Consider the following 16571-nt stretch of genomic DNA (forward strand, 5'->3'; position numbering starts at 1 on the left):
TTAGGGAAGAAACGCTTCGAGCAACGTGAGTTCCGAAGCGGCCGCGATTTCGATATCAGCGCAGCTTGCTGGAACGAGAAACGTTGTGCCGAGGTTGAGTTTTGGCCCGGATGCCAATTCGCCTGATCCTGCCAGCACGCAAAACACGTGAAAACGATCGTCGGTGATAAATTGCCCACGATTACCGGCGGTGATCGTATGACGTCGCATGACAAAATGATCGTTTTGAACGAGGTCTTCGATGCGGTGAGGACCGGATTGTGATTCGATTGGCTGGACCGGATCGACTGGCCCCATATCAAAGTTCGTGCAGTGAACGGCCGAATCGATGTGAATTTCTCGCGGTTTTCCATCAGCACCAAGTCGACCCCAATCGTACAAGCGAAATGTTAGGTCGCTCGACTGCTGAATCTCGGCCAGCACGATACCTTCACCAATCGCATGGATCGTTCCCGCCGGAATGAACACGCAATCTCCCGGTTGCACGCTGACCGTGTGCAAGATTTCTTCCACCGTGCCTGCTTGAAGGTGTTGAGCAAGTTGGTCCGGGCCAATTCCGTTTTGAAGACCGACATATAGTTTGCTGTCGGGTTCTGCATGGACGATGACCCACGCTTCCGTCTTGCCGTTCTCGAGTGGGTCGTAGTGCTTGGCTTGTTCATCGTTCGGATGAACTTGGACCGAGAGTCGATCGTTGGCATCCAGAAACTTGACGAGCAATGGGAATTGTTTCCGACCCGCATGGCGTCCAAAAAGATCCTGGTTGCGTTCGGCAACGAGTTTTTGGAGCGTCCAACCTGCGTACTCGCCATTGACGACGATCGACTGATCTTCGCCGTGATCTGAGACTTCCCAGCTTTCGGCATAATCAGTTTCGGGACCGATCGGTTTGCCGAGTTCCGTGCCCAGCCGTCGACCTCCCCAGCGAATCCGTTTCAAAATCGGCTCGAAAAACAACGGCGGCATCTCACACTCCTCGTGCGACAAAGCGGTTGGTCATTTGGTTTTACAAATCGGGATGGTAGTCGTTTCGCATATTGGGTCAACTGGTGTTTCGAATCCGGTTTGCGGTGATTTCGACGACTTGCTATAGTCCGCGCGCGTACCCAGTTGATCGTTGGGGTCCGGGCCAGCAGTCTGAAGCCAATGTGGGAGGCATCCGTGCCTGAACAGACAATGGAACTAGCGGTCGGCGACATGGTGGTCGTCGGCAATCAAGTGCTAACCGTCATTGACATCGACGGCGACGAAGTCAGCTTTCGCCTCGATAGTCCAGCAAATGCAGACGAACTTGCCCTCATCGAGCAAACCGGGCAACAACCGCCATCGCAAAGCATGACGACTCGCCATGCCAAATAACCTCGACATGCGAAATAACACTGCGTCACACTGATCGCAGTTTGGCGATCGCGTCGCTGCGGGTATCGATCAGGTCCCAAAGTTTGTGCAGGTTCGTGACCTTGAGGACTTCCTTGCAATACGGTTCGAGGCCGCAGATCACCAATTTGCCGTTGTCAGCATTTTCCAGTCGGTTCCAGGCACGGAACAGGACCTCGATAAATGCGGAACCAAAGAAACTGACGTTTGAAAGGTCGAGCACCACCAAGGGCGGTTCGGCGTTTTCGACCGCTGCCAGAATATCGGTTTTCACCTCTTGAAGATGACCTTCCTCAAGCTTTTGATATTCCGGTCCGAGGGTGATGATCGTGATGTCGTCCTGACGGGTGACCTGAATGGAATCTTGGTTCGTCATGGTGATGGCCCGTGCGAGAACAGCATGTGTACTGCCGGAGTATCCCGAGATTAAATCGTTCTCTAATTTTTCCTCAGTGTACGCGATTCAGGGCCACCATTCAATTCGGAAGTTGCATGCGATGGAAGTTTGGTTGTTTCTCACTGCGTGAAGATCGGCAATGCTTGCAGCGTGAGTGAGAGTTCCAATTCCTGACCATCGCGGATCACCAGGATCGAAACTGTGTCGCCGATTTGGTACCGCTCGAGAACCCGGAATAGGTCTTTCGTACCCGTGATCGTCTCACCATCGAATCCCACCAAAAGGTCTCCCAACCGCAAACCATTGGGGAGTTCGATCGTAGGGAGTAATCCCGCTTTGTCCGCTGCTCCGCCCTTGATCACCTTTCGAAATAGCACGCCTTGTCGGTCGAGAATGCCGAGCTGTCGCATCTGGGCGACGTCGGAATCACTCCAGACAAGCACGGACAAACCTGGGCGATCGACAGTGCCAGTACGGATGATCTGAGGGACCGCCCGGTTCACAGCATCGACGGGCACCGCAAAGCCGATACCTGCGTAGGCACCGGATGGGCTGTAAATCGCGGTATTGATCCCAATCAGACGACCAGCACTATCGAGCAACGGTCCACCCGAGTTGCCAGGATTGATGGCGGCGTCGGTCTGAATGACATTGAAAATCGTTCGCTCTGTCACTGATTCAATTTCACGACCGAGTCCGCTGATGACTCCGGTCGTCAGAGTCTGATCCAGTCCGAACGGGTTGCCGATCGCATACACATTCTGACCGACCGCCAAGTCTTCCGAACTGCCGATCAGGATCGGGGACAACAACGATTTCGGCGCATCGATCTTAAGGACCGCCACATCTTTGTCCGGGTCGCTGCCGACTAATCGCGCATCGTGGACAGAGCCATCAAAAAGTGTGACACGAGCGGCTTGCGCCTTTTGAATCACATGAAAATTGGTGACAACGTGGCCGTCGGCGTCCCAAATGAAACCGCTGCCGGTGCCGAGCGATTCACGATGCAGGTTTCGTCCCGCTAACGCAAAACTCGTGACGTGCACCACTGATGGGGCAGCGTTGCGGTAGAGTTCGATTTGCGATGTTTCCGTCTCGGCGAGGTTTCCTCGCGGCGTGACGACTCGGGGTTTGGCATCCGGGTCGTGAAGTGGTGACAGCGGATGATCCATGAATTTCCACGCTGCCAGACCACCCGCCACAAGAAAGAAGAACGTGGCCAGCCACGTCGACACCGATGTTCCGCTAGCGTTCGGGGATTCATCTGGGAAGTCGGAATCGATCATCGGTTCATTCTCCGCGTTATCGGATTGCTGTCTTTGCTTGCGGCAGAAAGTTGTAGTTCCACGACTTCACGATCGAGCCATCTGGAAACGACCTCTATTTTGCAGGAGGCAACCGCAAGTAACAAGAGGACAGATTTCGTGGAAGATAGCCAACTTTGCAGAGATCTTTCGACCGTCACCCTCCGTAATTATCAATAATCGCACAAAACGAACAGTTCTTATGTTCACTTATGTTCGTGTGTTGTGTATAACATGTTGATAGGAATGAAAACTGACGTGCAGGAGGACGGCAATGGTAACTTCCGCAACAACATCTAACCAACCAGAATTATTCCCGGAAACACTGGACCGAGCAAAACTGGAATTCTCTGGCAGGATGCCATGGGAAGTGGCAGAGGCGGAGGACTTGTTGTCAGCCCAGGTGGTTGTGAATCGCCCGGTCGACACAGCATTTTCGTACCTCATCCCCGATCAACTTCGTGAGACAATTCAGCCCGGCCAGCGAGTGCGTGTTCCGTTTGGCCGAGGTGATCGGCAAATCACGGGGTTTTGCGTCGAAGTCGGCCCGGTGCCGGAGACGGATCGTGAGCTGAAGTGGGTGCAGTCGGTTGTGGACGAGGTGCCGTTGATCACCCCGTCGATGTTGGACCTCACCCGTTGGATCGCGGATCGATATGTCTGTAGTTGGGGACAAGTGCTCGAGAGTGTCGTTCCTAACGGTGTCAAACAACGAGCCGGCACGCGATTGATTCGCAGGTTCCAGATCCATCCCGATGCAGAATCTCGGTTGGCGGGCGTGCGATTGTCGGCAAAACAGCAAGCGGTTCTAGCGGTGCTAAAGAGCCAAGACTCTCCAATGCTGTTGGAAGATATCACCGTAGCGGCTAATTGTAGCGCGGGTCCCATTCAGGCGTTGGTCAAGAAAAATCTGGTGATCGCCCACCGGGAGCGAACTTGCGATTTCGTTCCGGATTCGTCTCCCTGCGAACGCAACGATGACTTGAAATTGAACGAGCAGCAACAGACCGCGTTGTCTGCCATCGTGGATTCTCTGCAACAGAAACGGCACGAAACCTTCTTGCTACACGGTGTAACGGGAAGCGGGAAGACGGAAGTTTACATCCAGGCCATTCGTGAGGTTGTCGGTTACGGTCGCCAGGCAATCGTCTTGGTGCCGGAGATCAGCTTAACGCCGCAAACGGTCGAGCGGTTTCAAAGCCGATTCGACTCGGTGGCCGTATTGCATAGTCACCTTAGTGCTGCGGAACGTCATTGGCATTGGCAGCAAATTCGTCGTGGGGCGGTCAACGTGATTGTCGGAGCGAGGAGTGCGGTGTTTGCTCCGGCTCCGCATCTTGGACTGATCGTGATCGACGAAGAACACGAAACCTCGTTCAAACAAGATTCGACTCCCCGGTACCACACGCGAGAAGTCGCCCGAGAGCGGGCCCGCTTGGAGAACATTCCGCTCGTGCTCGGTTCCGCGACGCCGACGTTGGAATCGTGGCGTCGGGCGCAGGAGAAAAAAGATGTACTCCTCAGCTTACCCAAGCGTGTTGAAGAGCGAGCAATGCCGCCGGTTGTTGTCGTCGATACGCGGAACGATCCGCAGGTCGAACGCGGTGACGCTATTGGTCGTGTATTGGAATCGGGAATGCGAACCGCACTTTCCGATTCCGGTCAGGTGATTTTGTTTCTCAATCTACGCGGGTTCTCGCCGACACTGTGGTGTCGGGGGTGTGGAGTTTCCGCAAAATGCCCGCATTGTGATGTCACTTTGACTTGGCACCGCGATCGCAATGTCGCGTTGTGTCACGTTTGCAATTATCAAGCAATCGTTCGCAACTGCCCTGAGTGTGGACATTCGGGAATCCGTCGCCTTGGCACTGGCACGCAACGTCTCGAAGAGGAAGTTCGCCGCAAGTTCCCGGATCATCATATTCTGCGGATGGACAGCGATTCCATGCGTCGACACGGAAGTTACTCCGCAGCCTTGGAATCATTTCGCAATGGCGACGTCCAAATTCTGCTCGGCACACAGATGATCGCCAAAGGTTTGGATTTCCCGAATGTGACGCTTGTGGGAGTCGTCGATGCCGACACCTGTCTTCATCAACCTGATCTCAGGGCAGCAGAACGTACGTTTCAACTGATCTCGCAAGTTGCTGGTCGAACCGGTCGTAGTCAGCGTGGAGGTCGTGTGTTCGTGCAAACTTCATCACCAGCGGAACCCGCGATCGCGTTCGCGGCCAACCATGACTACCACGGTTTCGCCCGACACGAGATGCGACAACGAGCAGCGATGCACGCACCGCCGTTCCGACATTTGGCCCGTGTGATTCTGCGGTCCGAAGACGAAGCCCTCGTGGAGGCGAAAGCCAATGAGTTTGCGGAAGTCCTCAAACAAACCGTTCAAGAAGAATCGCTGCCGGTCTGGTTGTTAGGGCCGGCCCCGGCCCCGGTGGCGAAGGTGAAAGATCAATACCGTTTCCATTTTCAACTTTCGGCCGTCGATCCGGCGGACATTGTGAAACTTTGGCGTCTCGCGGAGGATCGGTTGCCAAAATCGAGTGGATTGGAATTTACCATCGACATTGACCCCATGAACATGCGCTAAAATTCGCGGGTGAATCAGTTTTCCTCAATGAGTTCTTGGGATTGCTAGGCCGTCACGATTGAAGTTGACACCCAGCGACCTATAATCAATCGCAAACAACAATTGCGGATTGACCGACTGAGCTTTTTGCGGGAGAAACAGCGTTGAGTTGGTTCACCAGAATGATGTCGTCTTCCCTTGGCCGGAAGTACGTCATGGGGATTACGGGCCTATTGCTCTGCGGGTTTCTCGTTGTGCATATGGCGGGAAATCTGCTGATGTTTGTGGGCGCAGATGCCTACAACGAGTACGCACACACGCTGCACGGCCAGGAGTGGTTTGTGAAGCTCGCCGAAGGCGGGTTGCTCCTCCTCTTTCTACTCCACCTCTATTTGGCGATCACGTTGAAGAACGTGAACAGTGTTGCCCGTGGTAAGTCCTACGCCGTCAAGCAAGATAAAGACTATGCGGAGAAAGCTCCGTTGCTTGCGAGTCGCTGGATGTTCGTTTCCGGTGTGCTGATCTTGGGCTTCGTGATCGTTCACCTTTGGGATTTTACCTTGCACCTTCGTCCCGATGAGTTTTATCAGGACGCTGACGGCAACGAACTCGAACCATTCGACAAGGCCATCAAAATCCTCACGCAGTGGCATGTGCTCGTTGTTTACGTGCTTGGTTGCTTGCTGTTAGGCGCTCACTTGAGTCATGGATTCTCGTCGGCGTTCCGCAGTCTGGGGTTGAGTCACCCGAAATACAACAGATTGGTGCGGAATTTGGGTTATCTGTTCGCCATTTTATTCGGTTGTGCATTTGCCATCTTCCCCCTTTGGGCACGAACTCAACTGTAGGAATTTGATGCGAATCGCAGCTGCGAACGATTGTCGCGTCTAGAATCCACTCTCACCGTCGTTCCTAGAATGCTCTGGCATTCGGAACCGAAGAAGTAAGTGAATCTCATGTCTGAAATGATCGACACTCAGTTACTCGACGGCAAAGTCCCTTCCGGACCGATGGCCGACCGGTGGACCAAGCACAAGGGCGAGTTGAAACTCGTTTCCCCAAACAACAAACGCAAGTTTGACGTCATCGTCGTCGGTACCGGATTGGCAGGAGCTTCGGCAGCCGCTTCATTGGCCGAGATGGGATATAACGTCAAAGCGTTTTGCATTCATGACTCCCCGCGTCGTGCCCATAGTATTGCGGCTCAAGGGGGAATTAATGCGGCCAAGAACTACCCGAACGACGGTGACAGCGTTTGGCGTCTGTTCTATGACACCGTGAAAGGGGGCGACTTCCGCAGCCGCGAGTCGAACGTGTACCGCTTGGCGGAAGTTTCAGGCAACATCATCGATCAGTGTGTCGCCCAGGGGGTGCCTTTCGCTCGCGAGTACGGCGGTACATTGGCAAACCGCACCTTCGGTGGAGCGTTGGTTTCGCGAACGTTTTATGCTCGCGGACAAACTGGCCAGCAATTATTGCTCGGTGCGTATGGTTCACTGATGCGACAAGTCAAGCTCGGCAAGGTGAAGTTGTACCCACGCCGCGAAATGATGGACCTCGTTCTCGTGAACGGTATGGCACGGGGAATTGTGTGTCGTAACTTGCTGAACGGGGAATTAGAGTCGTATGCCGCACACGCTGTGATTCTATGCACAGGCGGCTATGGCAACGCGTACTATCTTTCTACGAACGCCAAAGCCTGTAACGTCACCGCTGCTTTTCGGTGTCACAAACGTGGGGCATTGTTTGCGAATCCGTGTTTCACGCAGATTCACCCAACGTGTATTCCGGTCTCCGGCGATTACCAGTCCAAACTCACATTGATGAGTGAAAGTCTGCGAAACGACGGTCGTGTCTGGGTTCCGAAAGACAGCAACGACAGACGTGCTCCGAGCGAAATTCCCAAGGAAGATCGCGACTATTACTTGGAGCGTCGTTACCCGGCGTTTGGCAACATGGTTCCGCGTGACGTGGCCTCACGGGCCGCGAAGGAGCGGTGTGATTCCGGCTATGGTGTCGGTGATACCGGCATGGCAGTGTACCTCGACTTCAAGGATGCCATCGCCCATTACGGTGAGGAAACGATCCGGGCGAAGTACGGCAACTTGTTCCACATGTACGAGAAGATCACGGACGAGAACCCGTACAAGGTTCCGATGAAAATTTATCCCGCCGTCCACTACACCATGGGGGGGCTTTGGGTCGATTACAACTTGCAAAGCAATATCCCAGGGCTCTTTGTGCTCGGTGAAGCGAACTTTTCGGACCACGGTGCTAACCGACTCGGTGCGAGTGCGTTAATGCAAGGTTTGGCCGACGGTTATTTTGTTGTGCCTTACACCATCAACCATCACCTTGCGAGCCACCAGTTTAATCCTGTTAGCGAGAATCACCCGGCGTTCAAGGAAACCTCGGTCGAAGTTCGTAACCGCACGGAGAAACTTCTCAGCATTCGTGGTCAACGTTCGGCGACAAGTTTCCACCGTGAACTCGGTGCGATCCTGTGGGACAAGGCGGGAATGGCTCGCAATGCACAGGGTTTGACGACGGCACTCGATCAAATCGGAAATCTGCGGGAAGAATTCTGGAACAATCTCCATGTGACAGGTGTCGGCGAGAGTCTCAACCAAGAACTCGAACGTGCAAGTCGCGTGGCTGACTTCATCGAGTTCGGGGAACTTCTCACGCGTGATGCGTTGAACCGGGCGGAATCCTGCGGCGGCCACTTCCGGGAAGAGTACCAGACTTCCGAAGGGGAAGCCCAACGAGACGATGAGAACTTCCAGTACGTCGCGGCTTGGGAACATAACGGCGTCGGAAAAGAACCTACCCTGCGGAAAGAACCGCTCGAATTCGTCGAGATCGAGCCGACTCAGAGGAGTTACAAATAGATGATCTCCATTCCCGATGCCCGCGAACACGAATCGCATGACTTGCTGAATCTGACGCTGAAGATCTGGCGACAACCTTCGCCGGATGAGCGGGGTCAGTTTCAGACGTACAAGCTCACCGGTATCTCCACGCACATGTCGTTCCTGGAGATGCTTGATGTGCTCAATGAGCAGCTCGTCAGCCAAGGCGAAGAACCGGTCGCGTTCGATCATGATTGTCGTGAGGGGATCTGCGGCGCGTGCGGTATGATGATTAACGGTCAAGCGCATGGCCCAGACAAAGAAACCACGACCTGTCAACTTCACATGCGGAAGTTTTCGAACGGTGATACGATTGTCATCGAACCGTGGCGGGCAACTGCGTTTCCCGTTCTGCGGGACTTGGTCGTCAACCGATCGGCTCTCGATCGAATCATCGAGTCGGGTGGTTATATTTCGGTCAACACTGGAAACGCCCAAGACGCAAACAACTTGCCAGTTCCAAAGCAGAACGCCGATCTCGCGATGGAAGCGGCGGCCTGCATCGGTTGCGGCGCGTGTGTTGCCGCCTGTAAGAATGCGTCGGCCATGCTGTTCACGAGTGCGAAAGTCTCGCAAATGGCTTTGTTGCCTCAAGGTCAGCCGGAACGTGACCGACGCGTCCTCAACATGGTCGCTCAGATGGATGAAGAAGGGTTCGGTGCTTGCACCAACACCAATCAATGCCAGGCAGCTTGCCCTGCGGGAATTCAGGTCACTAACATCCACCGGATGAACCGAGAGTACCTGCGAGCTTCGCTTTGCTCCAATGAAGTGCCACCAAGCTAACACGTTGCCGGTGGCAGGGAATCGCGTTTGAATTTTTCGCCCGGTTATCGCCGGGCGTTTTGCATTGCTTCCAGAGAGTTGACGACATGACAGGCGAACCGCTTCGTACCGCGTTTTACGATTGGCATGTAGCGAATGGTGGTCGTATGGTCGACTTCGCCGGCTGGCAGATGCCAATTCAGTACGGCAATATCATCGATGAACACCGGACAATCCGCACCAATGTCGGTCTCTTTGACATCGCACATATGGGGCGGCTTTTTGTCAGCGGTCCCGATGCCGGAAGTTTTCTGAATCACGTGGTGACAATCGATGTTGCCAAGCTAAAACCCGGTCAGGTCCGATACGCATTGGTCACGAACGAAACCGGTGGCGTTCTGGATGACGTGCTTGTCTACTGTCTCGATAGTGAAGAGTTTCTCGTTGTCGTGAACGCGTCGAACCGAACAAAAATCGTGAGTTGGTTCGAATCGCATTTGGGGCAACAGGATGTCACGATGGCGGATCGGACACTCTCCGATCCCATGTTTGCAGTGCAGGGGCCGAAATCGTTTGACGTTGTCAACTCGCTGGTCGACCTTGATCTCGAGACACTGCGATACTATCGCAATGCAAAAACGGAGCTCAATGGCGTGTCGGTATTACTGAGCCGGACCGGCTACACCGGCGAGGATGGTTTCGAGATCATTGCTGCTGCGGACCACGTCGTGGGACTCTGGGAGCACTTTGATCGTCTCGGTGTCGCTGCATGTGGGCTGGGCTGTCGTGACACATTGCGACTCGAAGCGGGGATGCCATTGTACGGGCATGAATTGTCGGAAGACATCGACCCAATCAGCGCGGGACTCGCATTTGCAGTGCATCTCGGTTCGGGCGTTGTCGGCGAGGCGGCTCTACGGGAAGTGGTCGATCGTGGTCCCGAACGTCAACGCGTCGGCTTGATGCTGGAAGGTCGACGTGTCCCGCGTGAGGGTTGTCGCGTTCGGGTTGCTGATCAAGAAGTTGGCGAAGTGACGTCGGGGACGTTCTCGCCTACTTTGGAGCGGCCGATTGCCATGGCGTTTGTTGACACCTCAGCCGCCAATGTTGGTTCGGCCGTCGAAATCGAAGTGCGTAATAGCCGACTTCCCGCAACGGTCTGCGAATTGCCATTTTACAAACGCCAGAAATAACAGGCCGTTCAGTCCGTTACGCTCGCGTCCATCAAAGCCTGCGCCCCGTCGTCGAGCAGCTTCGCCGCGACTTCACGTCCGAGTTCGATTGGGTTATCGGGTGATCCGGTGACAGTCGTGTGAATCTTTTTTCGACCATCGGCGGTCAGTACGACTGCGTCGAGTTGCATCGAGTCGTCAAGGAATTGCGTCCAAGTTCCGACAGGAGCATGACAGCCGGCTCGCAAGTCGGCGAGCACGATTCGTTCGGCTCGGACTGCGGCAAACGCACGTGGATCGGAGATCTGCTGGAGAACTTCCCTGAGTTCTTCGTCATCCTCGCGGCATTCCAGTCCTAATGCCCCTTGACCGACCGCGGGAAACATCAACGGCGGTTCCAGAATCTCAGTGATTCGGTCCGCCAAGCCAAGCCGATCCAAACCGGCGACCGCGAGAATAACACCGTCGAATTCACCGTCATCGAGCTTCTGCACCCGTGTGGGCACGTTTCCACGGATCGGAACAAGTTCTACATCATTGCGGGCATGCAACAGCTGGGCTTGCCGTCGCAAACTTCCGGTGCCAATACGCGATCCTGCTGGCAGAGTCTCCCAGGTTAGTTGTGGATCACGATCCTGCGGCAGCAACAGGGCATCGAATACATTGGCACGCTCAGGCACACCCGCAAGCACCAATCCCGCTACCGTTTCGGTCGGTAGGTCTTTCAAGCTGTGCACTGCAAGATCGGCGTGATTGTCGAGGACAACACGTTGCACCTCACGGGTGAACACGCCTTGTCCTCCCATCTGATGCAACGCAGCTTGTCGATCGCGATCGCCAATGGTGGATACGTGAATGACTTCCACTTCGCGCTCCGGACACGCGGCACGAAGAAGCTCTGCAACGTGGTTGGCCTGCCAAAGGGCTAAGTCACTGGAGCGGGTTGCGATTCGGAATGTCCGAGCTGTCGTCATGATGCTTTGATGTTTTCGTCACTGTCGATCGTTAAGTTCATGGTCTCGGCTAAAACGGAGTCGGATCACGGGCATCCCCCAAACCGCGAGCGAGAACGGCCACTATGATGGACTGCGCTCCCGCATCCCGCAAGAGCTTCGCGATTCGATTTGCGGTCGTTCCGGTTGTAAGTACGTCATCAACTAGGAGAATCCGCCGGTTTGCCACGCGTTCGCGGTTCCGTAATCGAAAGGCCTTTCGCAAGTTTTTTCGTCGCTGGGCCGGTGAAAGTGCCGACTGTCGCTCGGTACGTCGTGTTTTGGCGATCAAAAACCGATCCTGAGACACACGCAAAAGGCGACTGACGGATTCCGCCAACAACTCGGAAGTTTCGGCGCGTTGGCCGATTCGTGTCGACCAATGATGTGGGACCGCCAAAACGAAATCCAGCGGTTCCGTCAACTCGGCAGTGATTCGTTCGCAAAGCAGTCTCGCCATCGCGGTTGTGAGCGATGACTGCCGGTGGTTTTTGAGACGCTGACAAACCGCGCGAAGTTCATCTGCATAGGGGCCCAAACTCAGTACGCGATCGAAGTAAAAACGATCATTCCGACAATGAATACAACCGAAACTCGTATCCAGATGCGGCCCGACCGGTGCGTCACAGCGACGACAAACGTGAAGAAGTTTCGGCGTGAGAGCTGCACGACATTTCAAGCACAGTCGTACCGTGTCGTCGAGCGTCTCTTCGTCCTGAAGACAGCAAACACACGCCGGTGGAAAGATCGCGTTTCCCAGAACTTCACAAATATGATTGGAAATTCGTCCCCACCCGACCATGGCTTCGCTTTAATCACTGAGAGACTTCGCTTCGGACCGATCACGACTTATGATGCGAAATCCTGCCGAGTTGTGCGAGCAGGTTCGCAATATTTCCTGCAAACGAAGTGGTTGTGTCGTGTCAGATCCGAATGGAGATCACCGTGTTGTCGTGATTGGGGGGGGACTCGCGGGGTTGGCGACAACGACAGCGTTGGCTTCTCGTGGGTTGGGGGTGACCCTGTTGGAATCGCGACCGCGACTTGGTGGGCGAGCAAGTTCGTTCGTCGATCAAACAACGGGACAACTCATCGACAATTGCCAGCACGTCAACATGGGATGCTGCACAAATTTTCGATTCTTCTGTGAGACCGTCGGGATAGCCGACCGCCTCGAACGTCAACCGGCATTGTATTTCATTGGACCGAACGGTACGCAGACGATGTTTTCCGCGTCGTGGCTTCCAGCACCGTTACACTTGTTTCCGGCGTTTCGACGACTGGATTATCTATCTCGGAAAGACCTGACGTGTATCGCACGTGGCTTGAAATCCTTGGCGAAACTCTCGCCAGATCAGAACGAGTCGACGGAATCCTTCGCGGACTGGCTCGCTCGACACAATCAGACGCCGAACGCCATCGAACGTTTCTGGTTTGTGGTACTCGTGAGTGCGTTAAGTGAGTCGCTGGATCGCATTGACGTCGCTTCGGCTCGAAAAGTATTTGTCGACGGGTTTATGGCCAATCGCGATGGTTGGACCGTGGAGATCCCGACCGTTCCCCTTTCGGAATTCTATGGCGAAACCTTGGAGAATTGGCTCGCCAGTCATGCGGTCGATGTGCAGCTATTGACGGGCGTAAAGGCGTTACGAACCGAGAATGACCGTGTCACTCAGGTCGAATTGCGGGACGGTTCGACCATCACCGGCGATCATTTCGTGCTCGCAGTGCCGCATCACCGTGTATTGGCATTGTTGCCGGAGGAGTGGCGAACGCATCCACAAATTCAGGCGGTCGACGAATTGGAGTCCGCTCCGATTTCTAGCGTTCATCTCTGGTTCGACCGGCCGATCACCGATCTGCCTCACGCAGTGCTGATCGAAAAGACCTCCCAATGGCTCTTCAACCGTGGACTGACGGATCAATCCTCCTCGTTTTCCGGGCATTATTACCAGGTTGTGATCAGTGCCAGTCGGGACCTTTCCGGTCGATCGAGTGAGGAAATTGTCGAGGAAGTCGTCGACGAGTTGAAATCGGTCTGGCCGAACTCCCTTGATGCGAACCTTCTGCATTCGCGGTTTGTGACGGAACATCGAGCCGTCTTCTCCGTCAGACCGGAAGCGAAGCGTTGTCGGCTTCCGCAACAATCGCCCATCGAGAACCTGCAGTTTGCCGGTGATTGGACACAAACCGGTTGGCCGGCCACGATGGAAGGGGCGGTTCGCAGTGGCTACCTGGCGGCAGAAAATATCTTGCGGCACACGATCAACGATCCGACAAGCGTCTTGCAGCCGGATTTGCCGACCGGATGGCTGTCTCGACGACTGTTTGGATTGTCGTCGCAATAGGTGTCGGCAGTGCCAATCCGAATCAGTTCCAACACTTAACCCTCAACCTGCGTATGATGGGTAACGTGTTTTGGTGATGGTATGGTCAAGTGATCGGTGGAAACGTCATCTTGTCGTCAATGGCGGATTGCGATACGATTTCTTGATGACTGTCTGTTTGACAGTCTACCCCGTCACATTCGCTGGCCATTCGGAATTGGATGAAGTCTATGAAGTGGAAGGCCCCCGCCCGCGTCGGAATCATTTTGACGTCTGCCATGGTGTTATTCGCAGCTTTGGGTTTCATTGCCCACGCGAATTCCAAACCCGCCGCCGGCGACGAGAAAACCGCCAAACTCGTCTCCGAAATGATCAGTCGTTATCACATCAGTCGTAAGACGATCGACGACGAAGTCTCTCAGCGTCTGCTTGACCGGTTCCTCGAACAGCTCGACCCACAGAAGTTGTACTTCATTCAAGCCGACATTGATGGGTTCGAAAAGCTAAAAACCGAACTCGATGATCAGATCAAAGCGGGCGATGTGCAGTTCGCGTTTACCGCTTTCGACGTGTATGACCAGCGATTGTCCGAACGAATGAAGCTCGTTAAGGATTTAATCGATCGCGACTACGATTACACGATCGACGAAGAAATGGTGACCGATGCTGACGAACTCGACTGGGCGAAGTCGGAAGAGGAAATCAACGAACGGTGGCGGAAGCGGATCAAGTACGATTTGCTCACGCTGAAGCTCGACGGCACCAAAATCGACGAAGCCCGCGAACGTCTTCACAAGCGTTACCACAACATTCAATCGATGATGGAGCAAACCGAAGGTTTCGAGAAACTCGAAATGTATCTGTCTTCGCTCACGCATTGTTTCGATCCCCACTCCAGCTACATGTCGCCGGAGACCTTGGACGATTTCCAAATCCAAATGCGACTTCGATTGGAAGGCATCGGAGCGGCGCTTCGCAGTGAAGACGGTTACACGACTGTCGCGCAAATCGTACCTGGTGGTGCGGCGGAGAAAGATGGTCGGCTCAAAGTCGGCGATAAGATCATCGGTGTGGCTCAGGAAGATGGCGAGTTCACTGACATCGTGGAAATGAAACTCAGTCGAGTTGTACGGCTGATTCGTGGAAACAAAGGCACGGTAGTTCGTTTGCAAGTCAAACCGAAAACCGCACCGACCGAGATCAAAACCTACGAACTCACTCGCCAGGAAATCGAACTGAAAAGTTCTGAAGTGAAAGGCGAAATCATCGACCTGTCCGACCGCCTCGGCGATGGGAAAGGCAAGATCGGTGTGATCAACATCCCATCGTTCTATCGCGATTTCGACGGGGCACGTTCTGGCGTTGCCAACTTCAAAAGTACGTCCCGCGACGTGCACAAAGTTCTGCAAGACTTCGAAAAACAAGGTGGCGTGGATGCCGTCCTGATCGATTTGCGGATGAATGGCGGCGGTGCACTTAGTGAAGCCATCGAAGTGACGGGCTTGTTTATCAACAATGGCCCAGTCGTGATGGTGAAAGAGCAAGACGGCAATATCAAAAGCCACAACGATGTTGACGAAGGTGTCGCTTACACCGGACCACTGGTTGTGGTTTGTAATCGGTTGTCGGCGTCGGCTTCCGAGATTTTCGCTGGTGCCATCAAAGACTACGGTCGCGGGATTGTCGTTGGCGATACCACCACGCATGGCAAAGGCACCGTGCAAAACGTGATGCCAGTGGCTCGTTCGACGTTCCGATTCCTCAGCCCACCCGAACAACGTGGTGCGTTGAAACTGACCATCAATCAGTTCTATCGGGTCAACGGTGCGAGCACGCAAAACAAGGGCGTGACCAGTGATATCGTGCTGCCGTCGTTGATCGACCACATGGACCTGGGTGAGTCCTTCTTGGATAACGCCTTGAAGTTCGATCAAGTCGATGAAGTCGATCACGATCGCTACGGCATGCGTCGGAATGAAGTGATCTCCGCGTTGCAACAAGCGAGTGCGCAACGGTTGACCAAGAACGAAGAATTCCAGAAGGTCAACGAACGTATCGCCAAATACATGAAGCGAAAGAATCGCAAGACCGTTTCGCTCAACGAAGAGACGTTGAAAGCGGAGCAGGAAAGCGAGCAGAAAGAGGCCAAGGAAGAAGAGGAGGCCGAAGAAGCCGCCGAGAACAACACCGAAGGCCCAATTATGCCGGAAGGGTACTACAACGACGAGTTGTTACAGATTGCCCAGGATTATGTCGATCTGCTCGAGCGAACACGCACCGTGAATCGCTAGAAGTCACTAGTTGCCAACGAAAAAGCCTCCGAAGGGTCTGCTCTTCGGAGGCTTTTTTACGTTATCCCTCAATTCGCTCGACGAACACGTCGAGTGCTTTGCTATCCGGCATGCCGCTGCCGTGCGTTTCGGCTCCCATCAGTTGGCTCGAAATATCACCATAACTGATGAACAACAACCCGGGCGGACATTCCCCTTTGTCGGTCTCGACGGGAACTTCGACGTTACCGAACTCGTTCCACATTCGAACCCGATCACCCGCGTTTAGCGACAGTCTCTCCATGTCCTCGGAATTCATTTTGAGGGTATTGATCTCATCGCGGTAGTTATCGGTATATTTGCCTTCATTCAGGCTCGTTCCCTGTCGGCTAGTGCGGCCCGGGATCAAGATAAACGTCTCCGGCATTTGTCTGCGCCTCTTTGATGATGGAGTCTTCACGGCCGCTGGGGTCGCGG

Annotated in this window: 14 protein-coding genes; 8 read left to right on the forward strand and 6 right to left on the reverse strand. The window is 54.3% G+C overall.

All coding sequences use genetic code 11. The annotated features are described in order from the left end of the window. Entirely contained in the window at nt 1-966 is a 966-nt protein-coding gene (locus AC5DDB_RS19070; RefSeq protein WP_491741345.1) for a type I phosphomannose isomerase catalytic subunit, read from the reverse strand. Between the two features lie 195 nt (nt 967-1161). Between AC5DDB_RS19070 and AC5DDB_RS19075 the strand changes: the two genes are divergently transcribed. Then, nucleotides 1162-1359, forward strand: coding sequence for a hypothetical protein (locus tag AC5DDB_RS19075; RefSeq protein WP_491741346.1), 198 nt, complete (start codon nt 1162-1164; stop codon nt 1357-1359). Nucleotides 1360-1384: 25 nt separating this feature from the next. On the opposite strand, the gene AC5DDB_RS19080 is transcribed toward AC5DDB_RS19075, so the two are convergent. Both AC5DDB_RS19080 and AC5DDB_RS19085 read right to left on the reverse strand, forming a co-directional pair. Next, nucleotides 1385-1753, reverse strand: a complete 369-nt coding sequence (locus AC5DDB_RS19080; RefSeq protein ID WP_491741347.1) for an STAS domain-containing protein — start codon at nt 1751-1753, stop codon at nt 1385-1387. Nucleotides 1754-1893: 140 nt separating this feature from the next. Continuing rightward, nucleotides 1894-3060 carry a S1C family serine protease gene (locus AC5DDB_RS19085; RefSeq protein ID WP_491741348.1) on the reverse strand — a complete coding sequence of 389 codons (1167 nt, stop codon included), beginning with the start codon at nt 3058-3060 and terminating at the stop codon, nt 1894-1896. Nucleotides 3061-3436: 376 nt separating this feature from the next. On the opposite strand from AC5DDB_RS19085, the gene priA reads away from it, so the two are divergent. From priA to gcvT, 5 genes are all read left to right on the forward strand, one after another. Continuing rightward, complete coding sequence (gene priA / locus AC5DDB_RS19090) at nt 3437-5677, forward strand: replication restart helicase PriA (protein ID WP_491741349.1); 2241 nt, start codon at nt 3437-3439, stop codon at nt 5675-5677. Nucleotides 5678-5838: 161 nt separating this feature from the next. After that, the gene (locus tag AC5DDB_RS19095) at nt 5839-6504 is read left to right on the forward strand and encodes a succinate dehydrogenase cytochrome b subunit (protein ID WP_491741350.1); all 666 of its coding nucleotides are present in this window, start codon (nt 5839-5841) and stop codon (nt 6502-6504) included. 108 nt (nt 6505-6612) lie between these two features. Continuing rightward, nucleotides 6613-8547: a fumarate reductase/succinate dehydrogenase flavoprotein subunit gene (locus AC5DDB_RS19100; protein WP_491741351.1), complete on the forward strand. Its 1935-nt coding sequence runs from the start codon at nt 6613-6615 to the stop codon at nt 8545-8547. Continuing rightward, nucleotides 8548-9354, forward strand: a complete 807-nt coding sequence (locus AC5DDB_RS19105) for a succinate dehydrogenase/fumarate reductase iron-sulfur subunit (protein WP_491741352.1) — start codon at nt 8548-8550, stop codon at nt 9352-9354. Between the two features lie 86 nt (nt 9355-9440). Next, nucleotides 9441-10526, forward strand: a complete 1086-nt coding sequence (gcvT, locus tag AC5DDB_RS19110) for a glycine cleavage system aminomethyltransferase GcvT (RefSeq protein WP_491741353.1) — start codon at nt 9441-9443, stop codon at nt 10524-10526. Nucleotides 10527-10534: 8 nt separating this feature from the next. Here the strand turns inward: gcvT and hemC are convergent, their stop codons facing one another. After that, a complete protein-coding gene (hemC, locus tag AC5DDB_RS19115) occupies nt 10535-11479 on the reverse strand; it encodes a hydroxymethylbilane synthase (protein WP_491741354.1) in 945 nt (314 codons plus the stop codon). A 49-nt stretch (nt 11480-11528) separates the two neighbouring features. Continuing rightward, complete coding sequence (locus AC5DDB_RS19120; protein ID WP_491741355.1) at nt 11529-12299, reverse strand: ComF family protein; 771 nt, start codon at nt 12297-12299, stop codon at nt 11529-11531. Nucleotides 12300-12417: 118 nt separating this feature from the next. Here AC5DDB_RS19120 and hpnE point away from each other — a divergent pair, with 118 nt between their 5' ends. Both hpnE and AC5DDB_RS19130 read left to right on the forward strand, forming a co-directional pair. After that, on the forward strand, nt 12418-13845 hold the full coding sequence (gene hpnE, locus AC5DDB_RS19125) for a hydroxysqualene dehydroxylase HpnE (RefSeq protein ID WP_491741356.1): 1428 nt from the start codon (nt 12418-12420) through the stop codon (nt 13843-13845). Nucleotides 13846-14054: 209 nt separating this feature from the next. Then, nucleotides 14055-16115, forward strand: coding sequence for a carboxy terminal-processing peptidase (locus AC5DDB_RS19130; RefSeq protein WP_491741357.1), 2061 nt, complete (start codon nt 14055-14057; stop codon nt 16113-16115). Between the two features lie 61 nt (nt 16116-16176). Here the strand turns inward: AC5DDB_RS19130 and AC5DDB_RS19135 are convergent, their stop codons facing one another. Continuing rightward, a complete protein-coding gene (locus AC5DDB_RS19135; protein WP_491741358.1) occupies nt 16177-16521 on the reverse strand; it encodes a molybdopterin dinucleotide binding domain-containing protein in 345 nt (114 codons plus the stop codon). Nucleotides 16522-16571 lie beyond the last annotated feature (50 nt).

Source organism: Thalassoroseus sp. (genome assembly GCF_984380535.1).

Coding starts and splice junctions, on each gene's coding strand:
- AC5DDB_RS19120 (WP_491741355.1), bottom strand. CDS start 12,299: ATGGTCGGGTGGGGACGAATTTCCAATCATATTTGTGAAGTTCTGGGA.
- priA (WP_491741349.1), top strand. CDS start 3,437: ATGCCATGGGAAGTGGCAGAGGCGGAGGACTTGTTGTCAGCCCAGGTG.
- gcvT (WP_491741353.1), top strand. CDS start 9,441: ATGACAGGCGAACCGCTTCGTACCGCGTTTTACGATTGGCATGTAGCG.
- AC5DDB_RS19080 (WP_491741347.1), bottom strand. CDS start 1,753: ATGACGAACCAAGATTCCATTCAGGTCACCCGTCAGGACGACATCACG.
- AC5DDB_RS19100 (WP_491741351.1), top strand. CDS start 6,613: ATGTCTGAAATGATCGACACTCAGTTACTCGACGGCAAAGTCCCTTCC.
- AC5DDB_RS19130 (WP_491741357.1), top strand. CDS start 14,055: ATGAAGTGGAAGGCCCCCGCCCGCGTCGGAATCATTTTGACGTCTGCC.
- AC5DDB_RS19070 (WP_491741345.1), bottom strand. CDS start 966: ATGCCGCCGTTGTTTTTCGAGCCGATTTTGAAACGGATTCGCTGGGGA.
- AC5DDB_RS19095 (WP_491741350.1), top strand. CDS start 5,839: ATGATGTCGTCTTCCCTTGGCCGGAAGTACGTCATGGGGATTACGGGC.
- AC5DDB_RS19105 (WP_491741352.1), top strand. CDS start 8,548: ATGATCTCCATTCCCGATGCCCGCGAACACGAATCGCATGACTTGCTG.
- AC5DDB_RS19085 (WP_491741348.1), bottom strand. CDS start 3,060: ATGATCGATTCCGACTTCCCAGATGAATCCCCGAACGCTAGCGGAACA.
- hemC (WP_491741354.1), bottom strand. CDS start 11,479: ATGACGACAGCTCGGACATTCCGAATCGCAACCCGCTCCAGTGACTTA.
- AC5DDB_RS19135 (WP_491741358.1), bottom strand. CDS start 16,521: ATGCCGGAGACGTTTATCTTGATCCCGGGCCGCACTAGCCGACAGGGA.